The following is a 14,239-nucleotide window of genomic DNA, read 5'->3' as shown; positions in this document are numbered from 1 at the left end:
CTAATTAAAACTTTATTTTTACCTCTCTGCCTGTGTAGACACACTCTTTACTCTCAAGAGCAGCACCGTCAGGCAGATATAACTTCACACGCATTTTTACTTGTTCCGGCATACCGGGATAACTTCCTTCACGCAAACCGATCGTCAATGTCCGTTCCGAATCTTTCCATTGCATCGGTACTTTGGAACATACGCCGTCTTCATAGCGGTAGGAGTCGCCTTCGTCCTCATACCATAAGAAAGAAGCGTCCGCTCCTCCGTAAATACGTAGTTCCAATTCACGGTCGGGGTATTCCATCGCATATTGTTTCACTTCTGCCAAAGGCAAGATAGAACCGGCTTTTACATACAGGGGAAGGATGTCGAGGGTGTTTGCCTGCATTTGTTCTCTTCCTCCTTCAAAGGCCTTTCCGGTCCAAAAATCGTACCAATATTTGCCGTTGTGTTCCGGCAGATAGACACTGATGTTCTTTTCTTCCGATTGCGGATGAAATACCGGTCGTACCAATAAAGAGGTGCCGAACATATAGGCGTTATCAATATCAAAAGTCCGGGTATCTGTGGTGAAATCCATTGCCAAGCCTCTCAACAGGGTATAATTGTTGGCTGTGACTTGATGGGACATCGAGTAAATGTAAGGCAACAGACGGTAACGCAGATGGATATATTTCACCTGATTATCATAGAATGGTGTCCCCTTTTCACCGAATTGCCAAACTTCACGCGGCACATTCGTACCGTGAGCACGGAAGACAGGAGTAAATGCACTGAACTGGAACCAACGGGAATATAACTCTTTATAATCATTGCTTTTCAACCCATCAGGATATTTTGCATCACGTTCTGTGACAAAGAATCCTCCTGTATCGGAAGTCCAATATGGAATACCGGACATGGATAAGTTCAAACCGGCAACCAGTTGTTTATGCATATTTTCCCATGAAGCCGAGACATCCCCCGACCATACCGCCGTACCATAATGCTGTTGTGAAGCAAAGGCGGAACGGGTTAAGATAAATATGCGCTTCTGATCGCTTTCGGCCCGAAGACGTTGATAAAAGTCCTTCAGCATCTCCAAAGAATAGGTATTCAGATAACGGTGGAAACTACCCAGATAAGTATTTCCGGCTGATTTCGTCCTCTCTTCCTGCTTCAACTGTGTGAATCCATCCCGGAAGGAAGGCTCTGTCGCATCCATCCACCAGGCATCCACCCCCATATCATAGAGTCCTTTCTTGAGATATTGCCAAAAGATATCCCGTGCGGCAGGATTATACGCATCAAAGACTTTATAACCTGCCCATGTAGGTTCGCTAAATAAGGCACCGATAGAATCGAGTGACTGATAGACAGCTGTTTCCGGTCCGAATCCGGGCCATACGGAAAGCATAAAGTGAACATGATCCTGCTGATGCAGTTCTTCAATGACTTGCCGGGGATGATCGAAGTTCGCCGGATGGAAAGTCAGACTGTTCCAATGGGGTTTATCTCCCCAATACTCCCAATCCTGCACAATGTTATCCAACGGAATCCCCCGTTTACGATACTCCTTTACAACGGCTTTCAACTCATCGAACGATTTATAGCGTTCTTTAGACTGCCAGAAACCATATACCCACTTCCCGAACATCGGCACGTCTCCCGTCAATTCCCGATAACCGGCAACGACTTCGTCCATATTCTTGCCATATACAAAATAATAGTCGGAAGCATCGCCTACCTCGGAAGTAAATGAGTATCCTTCTTTCGTATCTTCAAACTTTGTTGAAGAATAATTATCCCACAAAATACCATATCCGTTAGTCGAGATAAGGAACGGATTGACAATATCCATATTAGCCTGTAACAGAAGTACGGATTTTCCACGATAGTTCATGATTCCGTTCTGATACTGCCCCAGACCGTAAATAGCCTCATCGTCAGTAGGAACAAAGCGTTGGGTTACTTCGAGGCATTGCTCACCTCCGGCAACCGAACGTTTGAAGTGCCGTGCCTTTTTAGCTTCTTTCTCTTTCAGTAATAACTTTCCTGTCGATACTTCCTGAAAAGTGAAAGCCGCATCTTCTTTATCAAAAGCAACGGAAAGCTCACGGGTAGAAAAGATCAGTTGCTGCCCTGTATCTTTCCATTTATAATCTTTGAATGCCGATTTTTGCGAATCGACAACCAATCTTTTTGTTACCAGCGTATCACCTTCGGGAAAAGACAGAATCCGCACGCATCCCTCCGACATAAACTCAACCCTGTATTGAATACTGTCGGATACGAAAGCACATCCCTTGCCGTCTTCATGAACCGACGAGGAACACCCGAAACAAGATAATACGGATAAAACTAATAACCAATTTTTCAAACTCTTCATCAATACATTTATTTGACAGTGTAGATGGTATAGCCCAATGACAAATTACGGATAACGACATTTCCTTTTAAATAGAAAGTAGGCATATTGAATCCATTTACGATATTATCTTTATACAGTTCCACTTTTGCACTTTTCCATTCGCCTGTATTGTCGGTACGTATCCGGGATACAATTTTAAACGGTTCTTTCGGTTCGCGCTGTGTGGACGAACGTATAAAAAGAGATTCATTTCCTTTGTCCAGGTATTCAAAATAGAGATACCCTACATAGTTATTCATTTGCAGTTTGGAAACCAATTCTTTGGGCAAAGAGATAGAAAGCGTTTCTTCGGCATTGTAACCACCTGATTTTCGCTTTCCCTGAATCTTCATGTCCGACTCACGCAAACGCATCATCTCAACCGCCAAAGCGGATTTGGCTGTCTTGACATCATTTTCTATTTGTGACAACAAACCTATCGCCACCGGATAACGTCCCTGGCTAATCAACAACGCTGCCTTATCGAGCGAACGTTGACAAGCAGATACGTCCATCTTCGTCTTTTCCAGGAAACGGGCTTCTTTTCGCAAACGGAAAAGCATTAAAGGTAAGGTTAAGCCACGCTCGTCCGCCTGTTCGCCTTTGAATTCTGCCGCATACTTTAAAGTGGTACGCAGTTCACGGTCACCGTTTTCGATGGTAGGTTCTATTTCATGCCCTTCGGTATAGTCGCTCCACGAAGCGATAAACATCATGTCAAGGCTGTCTTTCTCCGCCATACAGAACTTCCACATACTTTGGTAAGTTTCTCCATTATTGCGAGGGATATAATAGAAGTGTCCGCGTCCCCAGCCCGCACATCCCCGGTTATCCATTCCCGGCATGGCAAATCCTGACTTAATGGTATAAGCAGGATTGTTACTATGCCAAATCGAGTCACGGAAAGGTTTCATAAACTCAATAACATCATCCTGCGTGGCATAATTATCCCATTCAGCATGTGCCTGATCTCTTGTACGGACACGAGCGGGAAGCCATGCGGTCGGTATTTCTCCCACTTTTTTCCAGGCATCCATATCATCACTGCGGGTGACAGGAATGTATTTATCGTTTTCCAGTTTTCCCCAATCCGCCCAACGACGTAAGGCAACGGGCTGCTTCATTCCTTGCGGAAACTTCACCAGTGATAATACTTTCTTGTATTCATCGACTTTTGCTCCGGGACCGAAATGATAAAAGACAGGCATTCCCTTCACCATAGGAGCAGTCGGACCGGTAAAGACACTATCTACTAAATATTGGTAACATTTAGCCATATATTCGGTCTTTGCCTCACGGGTGTTAACTTCCGGATAAATCTTCGTAATCCAGTCATAATACAACCAACCGTCACACCAGTTTACACCGATTTCAAAGTCATACTTCGCTGCCACTTTCTGCATCTCACGCAGCAAGATGTCATTTTCGTGAGGCTTGAATCCCCATTCGATAAAGAATCCGTCTATCTTGGCAGCTTTTGCCGACAATATCTGATATTCGATATAATCGGGATCGAGATTGGACTGCATTCCGACTTGGGGATAGGTCACTGCCGCTATCTCATGTCGCCCTTCACTGTCTATCAGGTCGGCATTATAACACAGGGATTTCCTTCCCGTACTTGATTTCTCCGTATTGGCATACATCTCCCAACGCCCTAACTTTCCGTCATGTTGCCGGGTATAACGCACACCGTGGAAGTCAGCATACACTTTCTTTCCGTTCTGCGCCAAGGCCGGTAATGCGATAGATACCAATAAAAAAAGAAGAAGTTTCCTCATTGTTCCAAACTTAATTATTCAACTTATGTATTTTATTACCCTTCGACGATACTTAATCAATCCTCACCCAATACGAAATCGTGCTTTTCCGGATAACTGAAAGTATTGTCTATCATCCAACGACCTTTATAAATTTTAGCTCCGTCCATCTTGAAGAGTTCTTCTCCCTTCTCATTTACAAGTCCTTCAGCCCACCACTCTTCAGTCGGTTTCAGCATCAAGATTCCGTCAGGTCCGTTACAGATACTTTTTATATCAGCTGTATTGTAGACTTTTTCACAAGTCGGTTCGGCAGAGTCATTAGTCGTAGCGTCGGTAACTCCTGTCAAATCAAACTTGTAGACAGCCGAAGCGGCAGTAAGCCACAGTTTATCTTCTTCACCATATACCGGGAACAAATCGTGTCCGCCCGATTCTTTGTCGAACGTATAAATACGAGTCTGATTTGTCAGTTTAGGATTGCTCCGGTTACCATCATACTTAAAACGGAATAATGCGGTAACTCCGCCCGTTATTGTAGCTGTGGCATACAGATACGACCTTTTCTTATCCCAAACTACATTATGCGCATTACCCAGCTTCACCGTATTAGCCTTCGCTCCCAATACCTTAACCGTGTCAACCACAAAGGTATTGATTTCGCCGGATTTCGATTCTGCCGTCACAATATTTCCATCGGGTAATACCTCCGCAGAGTGAGGATTCTGTCCGCAATTTGCATAGAACATTAATTTATGGTCCGACAAACGGATTAAAGCCACAGCTCCGCCGGAGGCAGTCATCAAGATATAGCGTCTATTGAAAACAGGTTTTACTTCGCTCGGATTGACAAACCAACCCTGTTGGGCAGCAGGAACACAAGCCGTATAAGGGTCCCAACTCCAAATATTACGATGCGTCTCCGCATCCCTGATGACAATAGCCCGTCTGGATTGCTCCGCCAGTACATAAGCCTTTTCCGGAAGTTGAAAGATTTGATCTTTTACTACAGGAGCGGCATCATCATCGGAACATGCTCCCAAAGCTATATTAAATCCTAAAAGGATTGCGAATAAACTAAACTTCTTCATGGTCATAACTATTTTAATTCTAAATATTCAATTTGTCTTTTTAATGTTTCCGTTAATCTATTGAACCGATTTTGTATCATAATAATCGATCAATGAATGAACTGCAAGATTTACCTGTCGCATCTGCGACAGAAAAGATGTATAAGGCTCGTATTCGATGGAGACTATTCCTTTATTAGAAGCTTTTCCATCCGAACCGTATCCATCATTATACTCAAAGTGTACCCAACCCACACAATTCCGGGTTTCAAGTAAACGAAGACAGAAGTTCTGATAAAACTCACCTCTGTTTTTCTGTGTACGTACCAGCCATCCACCTCCTTCGGTATTGGCATATCCAGTTCCCTGATAACTGGCATCTTCTGCTTTCGTATAGAATTCCGAAACTAAAAAAGGTTTCGTTCCACACCAAACTTTCAGGTTTGCCAAGAAATCTGCTTCCGGTTGCCAACGGGCATAATAATTGATAGAAACAAGATCGCAATAACGGGCACAAACTTCCACCACTTTCTGATTGTATTTGCTCCAGTCATGCAGACGTGTCCCCAAAATCAAATGCTCTTTATCATATCGTCTGACGGTAGCGGTAGTCAACTGATAATAATAATCAGCAACCATCCCCCGAAAGTCTTCCTGATTTTTCTTGGTGATCGCTCCGGCAGAAGCTATACCGTTATCCCGCATGAACTTTTCTGCATACTCACGAGCTGCTTTATAGCGTTCGGGTAAGGACAAGAAATGTTTCAGATCAATTCCTCGCAAAGGGTCAGTATTCTGATAACTGGCAAACGGCAATTCATTGTCAAGATAGAAACCTATAAAATGCCGGTCACCGGCAAATAAAGCTGACTTCTCTTGTACGAGACGATCTATGTACGTAGCAAATGTCGGTTCGAAAAGAAGAACGAGACGATTATACTTGTCATCATCAAACGCGTAGCCCAAATTCTTGCTCATATCCCACATAAAGGTACGGAGCAGATACAGATTCTCTGCATAAGCAATCTTTTGCGTCTTAGGTGTCAACAAGTTAGCACGTACTGCAGCAGGAAATACTTCAATACGGTTCGAACCATACGAAATATAGTTTATATGATTGTCTGCCAACAGTTTGCCTGTCTCTTCACTCCATCGCGCCTCACTACCGTATCGAGTACTGAAAGCCTTCTTATGAGCAGTAGATTCTCCCGGACGAACATGCTGAATTCCATGAATGATAACAGCTCCATTATCCGGATCCAGTAAATAAGAACGGCCTCCACAACTAGCCACTCGGAAAAAGCCTTCTTTTCCAACCACAGAAGAGGGTTGCAAACCGATTCGTCCTCCCCATGCAGTCCGGCTATAATCCGAAGAAGGAGTATACCAATTCATATTATCAATGGTACGTGTTTCCCTTGAATCTGCCGTTATCCATGCCTGGAAAGTTCCGTTCTGCCACTTCCGGTATTCTACATTCATAAAAGTATATTCATCTTTTTCCAAAGAAGCATCTTCTCCTTCCGGTTTCAAAGGTTCTATTTCGTTGGAAGAGGAGGAACAGCTAAACGTCAACTGCATCAGTCCGACCAAAGATAAAAAGAGGAAATACCTATATATTATATGTTTTCTCATATTACTTTCAGCTACTGCACATTATTACTTAACCATCGTATTTGTTATCAATCGCATCTTTCGTATACTCTAGTTCACCGGGATAGCTGTTAATAACTCTCGCGTCGGCTATTAATAGAAAAATTATCCTCCACTAGGAGAGAACTTCCTTCCTCCTTGTTGCAAACTTCTTTTATCCTTATTATAAACTATAAACGCAAGCTTTGTTTTTATAATTGCAAGTTTTGTTTTTATAAACGCAACTTGCATTTATAAAAACGTAAGCTTCGTTTATAGTTTGTATCGGACAGAGAACAACTTTACTCCCAATGAAAGGGAAGTTTAGTCTTAATAGAAAAGAAGTTTTCTATTAAGACTTCAGGCGGTAGGTAATACTACCCTGCTTACTTCTTCTTAGGGAATTTGATTTCAACAGTTAATACACGAGCTGTTGTATCTCCGGGCTTCAGTACACCTTCACCAATAGATGGTGTCATACTAATGATTTTCATCACTCCGATTCTGTTTCCACCTGCTGCAGAAGTCGATGCTGTTTTAAAGGCAATAATATCTCCCTCCGCTATAGGAATCAGTTCTTCTTTCACAATCAAACTAGCTGATATTTCAGAAGCTATAGAAGTAACTGTTGCATTATCATAATCAAAGCCGGAAAGTTTAGCTATCATAGTCTTATTCTTCACAGCCGCGGTGTTCAAAGATACCCCACCGGAGCCTGTATATTCATTTGTTTTTGTAGCATTTATAGAATACAGACGAGGCTCTGAAGGAACGTCCTTACCTTTTCCCATACAATAGAATTTCAAATCAACATTCTTCGCATTATCCGCACTAGCTAATGCATAATCAACAGAATACGTTTTTAAATCTTTGAAAGATAACAAACCATAAGCATCCGGATATTTTTCGTGCGCACTATTAGCAAAAGTCTTACTAGATATATTCACTGTGGCAACATCCATATTTACATATGCTTTCACAGTTCCGACAGCTTCTTTTCCCACTCTCCCATCAGAAACCACCACTTTAATTTGAGACGTAGTTTCAGTAAAATCAATTTCCGGAGTGTAATCCAATTGTTTCTCACCATTCTTCTGTTCCCGTAAGACTTCGATTTCCTGTCCGTTTTCAATACGGTAAATAATTACTTCGTGAACTCCTCGTACAGATTCGACCTTCACCGGCACTCCCTGTTTTGCATCTGTTGTAGCAAAAATAGGCAATTCAGGCAAAGTCAATACAGGTATTGGCACTGTTCTATATTCCACAGGTAAAGTTGAAATGGTCACATTATCATATATATCCACTGCTTTTACTTTGAAACCTTTATCGCCTTCTTTGTAATTAATCATCTCGTCATACGAGAAATCCTTTTTGCCATTCAGTTCCACACTTCCTTTTGATTCCTGTCCAGTGGCAGATACCAAATACACTTCCACAACCTTCAAGCCGGCTTCCGAAACAACTTCGAAAGTAGTACGGGGAATTACCGGATTTTCATCCATCTCATCATATACAATCTCTTCCGGATCGAATGTAATGACAGGACGTGCCATTACATCGGTAACAGCAATTGGTAAAGTCCCACTCGTAACATGATTCAGTTTATCCGTAGCTTCAATGATAAAAGCTTCATAATTTGCATTGTACTCCAAGTTTTCAGACAAGCTGTAAGAGTTGGGGTTAAAAAAGTCGGTTACAGTTTTATATTCTGTCACTCCCTCCACCGTCTGCAATTTCATTGTCACGCTCTGAAGCCCTGCCTGTGATTTAATAACAGCCACTACCGGCAGATTGTCTACTTTATTCAAATCAACGTCCAGCTGCTCCATAGGAAAATTAATCACAGGAGCCGCTGCATTAGGATCCAGTCCATCATTATCGTCGCCACAGGCAGCAAAGCCCAAGCAAAGTCCTAATATTAATAAGATATATATTTTACGAATCATAATTAGTTCTCTTTTTAATTAACTGTGGTTATTTGGAATATTTGCAATAGTTCTCAAATATATGAATCACACCGTTTGTCGGCAGAATATTGCTAGTCTTAGCTTGTCGTTGCGGAGATTTTCCGTTGCTTCCGGTCTGATTTACCAGAATCTTACCTACTGCAGCCTGCCATGGATTTTTCCATACAGACATTGTCATCAATCCAGTCTCACCTTTCAGCATAGTCAAAACGAACATCGGTTCTACCTGCAATTGCCCATAAGAACTATATTCTCCATCTACAATATGATAAAGCAACATATTCTTCACCTTTTCTTTATCACAATCTGTAATAGAAGCTACACCAGCAAATTCATTCTCCCGATAAAGCTGCATACCGGCATTATTCAAAGCCAGAAAAGTATATTTATTATCAGTCTGTGTATAATAGTCCTTTAAGCCTGTATATTCAATAGCTGCTATCAACTCCGAGAACATATCTTTGTGATCCTGAAAATATTCCCACGCTGTCACTTTTACATACGGATCATCCACCGAAGGCTCATAATCATAGTTCTTTTGCAAGTCCAGATCACAACCGGTCAATGCCAAAATTGTCCAACAAAAGAAAAGAGTCTTATATAATATTGTCTTTTTCATTGCTTCTACCTTTTTAGTTGTTAGTATTACCATAATACGTATTCTGCACAATCTTCGGATTCTCCAAGATATGTGAATAATGGATCGGGAAAAGTTCATTGCCGTCCTGCTCCATTCCGTTGATAGGTTTCATCACTTCTTTCCACTTTTCGGTACGTAGCAAATCAAACCAACGGCGTCCTTCGCCGGCTAACTCCACCTGACGTTCACGCAAGATATAATTGACTACCTCTTCTTCTGAAGCAAAATCATTTTCAGTCAGTGTATTCAATCCGGCACGGTCACGTACAGTTTTTACTAAATCCAAAGCTTCCCCCCATTTTCCCTGATGAGCACGAGCTTCAGCTTGCAACAACATCATATCTGTGTAACGATAGATTGGATAGGCTACTTCACATGTCTTATTCAAAGAGTTACTGATGTCACCTGCCATATATTTACGCAATTCATTTCCATTTTGGTAATTCTTCACCGTATAATCTTTACGTAAATCACCTTTCATATCCTTTTCATCAAAGATACTCATAAACTTATCAGACATGACTGCCGCACGATTCCCTGAACCGGAAAACCATTGATACATATAACTGTAACCATTCGTGCCGACTTCATCCATGTTGAAATGAACAAGGAAAATAAACTCTCTGGAGTTATATTCATCATTTTCCGGTGTATCATCAGAAGGTTTATTAGTCAGCTCTTCCGTAAACATGGTATGCCAAGTAGCAATGTTAGGTTCGAAGTCTACAAAACGACCGCCCTTTTTGGAAGCGATAGTCGCCATCTTATCGATGGTCTGGTCGGCCAGATTATATTCTTTAGCCCACATATAAGCATCCGCCATGATGGCCCATACGCCACAGATAGAAATGCGTTTGCGCTCATAATTCTTGTTACGGTTAATCAGGCTTTCCGCTTTCTTCAGGTCCGGAAGAATGACATGCTCCAGAATGTAGTTTTTATCCGTACGCTCTTTATAGATCGCTTCCGAATACTTTTCAGTAGGTTCTGTAAACAAAGGTACGTCTCCCCAAACACGGATAGCATAGAAGTAGGCCAAAGCACGCAACGCATACGCTTGTCCGAGGTAATCGTTACGGTCTGCCACATCAGGCATACTGATATTAGGAACATATTTAATAGCCAGATTTGCCTGGTTAATCATCTGATACAGAGTCGTCCACTTTGCACATTTCTCATCCGTAGACATTAGGTTGTTGATAACACGTGCCTGATCGGCCATTACCGGTGCTCCGGGAGCTACATTATCCGAACGGAACTCCCCCCAATAGAAATAGTTCTCCCGTAAAGTGGAACGTAACAATCCATAGATTTCATTTATACCTGCCTTAGCGTCACGGGCAGTCTGCCACATGTCACCTGCCGGAATTTCACTTACCGGTTCCTCATTCAGAAAGTCTGAACAGCTATTCAACGATAGAGCCAGGCATACAGCTCCAACAAAATATTTTATATTCTTCATACGATATCTTCAATTAAAAGTTTGCAGAAAAACCAATACCATATTCTCTCTTTCTCGGATAACGGTAAGAGTCTTTACCTACCTGCAGAGGATTGTTGGTAGAGAATTCAGGATCGAATCCCGAATAGTTGGTCCATGTCAAGGCGTTGTTTACAAAAGCGTAGATATTTATATTCTTCAACATCAGCTTCTTTATCCAGTTTTCAGGAAGATCGTATGCTACACGTATGTTCTGCAAACGAATAAATGAAGCATCTTCCAGATAGAACGAGTTCCCCATACGGGCATTGTTGTAATCATCATTATACGGACGCGGATAGATTGCCTGGTCACCCGGATGCAACCACATATTATGGATGACTTCCGGTGAAGGAGTAGTTCCGGTGTATTTGAACATATTACGATTATGTTCGGCTGCATTATAAATCTGTCCTCCCAATGAATAATAGAATCCTAAGTATAAACTCAAATTCTTCCAAGTCACCGTTGTATTCAAACCACCGGTTACATCAGGCATGGCATTACCGATCACCATACGGTCATTATCATCAATCACACCGTCACGGGTTCCTTCCGGTTCCTCCCAGTTGTAATCTCCCCCACGGAACGGTTTGCCGTTCGGCAACGTTTTCTGACGGATATTACCTGCATATTCCTTTCCATCCAACAAATATTTGTACTGGAATACACCATTCTCAAACACCGGAGTCAACTGTTCCCATTTATCAGTAAAAGCATTCGATTCGTCGTATGCAAAGATACCGGCGCTTTTAAATCCGTAGAAGTCACCCACACGGCCACCTTCCTGCATCCACCAGATATCACCTTCCATATATGCCTTACCTTCAGACAGCTTCTCAATACGGTTGACGTTTCTGGAGATATTGAAAGAAGCATTCCACTTCCAGTCCTTCGTGCGGATAATATCACCGGTAACAGCTATTTCAAAGCCTCGGTTACTCATTTCACCGACATTGGTTTTCATATATGCAAAACCGGATTCTTTAGGCAATTGGTAGTTTGCCAGCAAACCGTCTGTATATTTATCGTAATAATCGGCAGTGATTGTCAAACGGCTATTCCAGAAATTCAAGTCCAGACCAAGGTTGAATTGTTTAGTTTCCTCCCATTTCAGATTGTCTTTACCGATACGAGTCGGAATAACGCCACCCACTCCGTCATAAATAGAATTCGGAGAATAAGAGTAGATATAGTCGTAGTTGCCGATTGCTTCGTTACCCGTGATACCGAAACTTGCACGGATCTTACCATCTTCGAGAAACTTTTTCGAGAATTTCATGAATTTCTCATCCGAGAAGCGCCATCCCACAGATACGGAAGGGAAATTACCCCATTTGTTCTCTTTGGCAAAACGAGAAGAACCGTCACGACGCATAATGGCATTGAGCAAATATCTTCCTTTATAATCATAAGTCACACGGGCAAAAATGGAAGCCATAGAGTGATTGCTTAATGTGGAGCCTGTAGATGACAAATCCAGGTTTGCGGCAAAAGCATTCATTGTATAGATAAAATCTGTAGACGAGTTTATCCCCACAAATGTTTCGTTTTCATAACGCCACTGCTGTGCACTAACACCTACCATGGCCGTAAAATTATGATCTTTTATTTTGCGTGCATAAGTAAGGATGTCTTCATTCATCCAGTTCCAGTTCAGGTAATTATAAGAATAACCTTTATTCTGTTTCTGCCATTCGTCGGTGATAAGACTCGGTTCGAGTTTTTTGCGTTTATCCAGATAGAAGTTGGCATTAATATTAGCTCTAAACTTCAAATACTTGTTGAATTTGATTTCAAAGAACTGGAAGAAGTTAGCCTTATAAGAATCAGTAAAGTCGGTGGTATAATTGACCTGCGCAATAGGGTTCTTCTGACCGTTAAACACTCCGACCAAAGAGCCATCCGGATAATAAGTATTGAAATAAGGACGACGAGTCAACACTGCGCTCAATAAAGTACCTTCATTCAGACCTTTCTTTTTAGAATAAGTCAAAGAAATACGGCTACCCATATTCATCCAGTCTGTCGGTGAATAATCGGAGTTGATACGAGTATTTAATCTCTGGAAACCTGTATTGGAAATAATACCTTTCTCATTATAATAACCGGTATTGATGAAATATTTCAATTTCTTTGTACCACCACCTACACTGATATCCACCTGATCTTTTTGTGCAGTGCTTGTAATCATGTCCAGATAATCGTTATCCACATTAAAGAAAGAGTTCAACGGATCATTCAGTATATCACTACTTTCATCCGGATTACCTCCGCCGTATGTTTCAAAATACTCTTTACGATACTGGTCGTACAACAAACGTTCTTTACGGTTTGCCTGTGGAACCTTGTGAGACAATGTACCCCACGAGTGATTATACTTGATATCAATACGGGCTTTACCTTCCTGCCCACTTTTAGTAGTGATAATAATCACACCGTTCGCCGAACGCGAACCGTAGATAGCTGCAGAAGCGGCATCTTTCAAAATCTCCATAGAAGTAATATCATTCGTATTGATACCGTCGATACTTTCCAAAGGCACACCGTCTACGATATAAAGAGGAGTAACCCCTTCGGCAGAGAACGTGGAAGTACCACGAATTTTGATAGAAGAAGATTCACCGGGCTGTCCGGAACCGGATACCACCTGTACACCGGCAGTAGTACCCTGCAATGCTTCAAAAACATTAGTAGCCATTTTTTGCTCAATGGCCTCGCTTGAGATGGAAGTAATAGCTCCTGTTACATCACGCTTTTTCATCGTACCGTAACCCACTACCACTACTTCGTCCAATAGCTTAGAGTTCTCTTCAAGCGTAATATTCATTGTTTTATCTTTCACTACCACATCTTTAGGGGTATATCCCATGAATGATACAGTCAAAGTAACTCCCTTCTTCGAAACATTCAATGAGAAATTACCATCTAAATCTGTAATTGTTCCATTAGATGTTCCCTTTTCCATCACATTGGCGCCAGGCAAAGGAAATCCTGTTTTATCCACAATAACTCCCTTCACTGCAAACCCGCCTTGAGCATAAGCCGGATTGACAAGGAAAAAGAGACTCAAGGAAATCAAAAGCAACGACTGAAGCAACCGCACTTTTGTCCTACTCTGCAAATTTTTCATAACTAGAATAAAATTAAATTGGTTAATTATCAAGGTTTTACTCACTACTTAATTAATTTTGGAAAATATATTGATTCTCTCCAATAAGATGTTATCTTTTATTTATTATATGGATATTTGTCTTTCATAATACTACACAATAATTATTATATTAGAATAAAGATTACACAG

8 protein-coding genes are annotated in these 14,239 nt (G+C 41.6%); all 8 read right to left on the bottom strand.

Going from position 1 to position 14,239, the window contains the following annotated elements; all coding sequences use genetic code 11:
* Positions 1-4 precede the first annotated feature (4 nt).
* The 8 genes from HMPREF9009_RS06965 to HMPREF9009_RS06930 all read right to left on the bottom strand — a co-directional run bounded on the left by HMPREF9009_RS06965 (position 5) and on the right by HMPREF9009_RS06930 (position 14,068).
* Complete coding sequence (locus tag HMPREF9009_RS06965; RefSeq protein WP_049701783.1) at positions 5-2,362, bottom strand: glycoside hydrolase family 31 protein; 2,358 nt, start codon at positions 2,360-2,362, stop codon at positions 5-7.
* 8 nt (positions 2,363-2,370) lie between these two features.
* Positions 2,371-4,164: a glycoside hydrolase family 99 protein gene (locus HMPREF9009_RS06960; RefSeq protein ID WP_049701782.1), complete on the bottom strand. Its 1,794-nt coding sequence runs from the start codon at positions 4,162-4,164 to the stop codon at positions 2,371-2,373.
* Positions 4,165-4,220: 56 nt separating this feature from the next.
* Entirely contained in the window at positions 4,221-5,234 is a 1,014-nt protein-coding gene (locus HMPREF9009_RS06955) for a DUF6528 family protein (RefSeq protein ID WP_049702291.1), read from the bottom strand.
* A gap of 57 nt (positions 5,235-5,291) precedes the next feature.
* The gene (locus HMPREF9009_RS06950) at positions 5,292-6,848 is read right to left on the bottom strand and encodes a hypothetical protein (protein ID WP_049701781.1); all 1,557 of its coding nucleotides are present in this window, start codon (positions 6,846-6,848) and stop codon (positions 5,292-5,294) included.
* Positions 6,849-7,231: 383 nt separating this feature from the next.
* Complete coding sequence (locus HMPREF9009_RS06945; RefSeq protein ID WP_049701780.1) at positions 7,232-8,794, bottom strand: hypothetical protein; 1,563 nt, start codon at positions 8,792-8,794, stop codon at positions 7,232-7,234.
* Positions 8,795-8,822: 28 nt separating this feature from the next.
* Entirely contained in the window at positions 8,823-9,434 is a 612-nt protein-coding gene (locus HMPREF9009_RS06940) for a fasciclin domain-containing protein (protein ID WP_004310456.1), read from the bottom strand.
* A gap of 13 nt (positions 9,435-9,447) precedes the next feature.
* Positions 9,448-10,917 (bottom strand): RagB/SusD family nutrient uptake outer membrane protein, encoded by a 1,470-nt coding sequence (locus HMPREF9009_RS06935; RefSeq protein WP_004310457.1) that lies wholly within the window; start codon positions 10,915-10,917, stop codon positions 9,448-9,450.
* Between the two features lie 13 nt (positions 10,918-10,930).
* A complete protein-coding gene (locus HMPREF9009_RS06930; RefSeq protein ID WP_049701779.1) occupies positions 10,931-14,068 on the bottom strand; it encodes a SusC/RagA family TonB-linked outer membrane protein in 3,138 nt (1,045 codons plus the stop codon).
* Positions 14,069-14,239 lie beyond the last annotated feature (171 nt).

It is taken from the genome of Bacteroides sp. 3_1_13 (assembly GCF_001185845.1).
Lineage (GTDB): Bacteria > Bacteroidota > Bacteroidia > Bacteroidales > Bacteroidaceae > Bacteroides > Bacteroides xylanisolvens.
The sequence above is the reverse complement of the archived record's forward strand: the minus strand, read 5'-3'. Positions and strand labels throughout refer to the sequence as shown.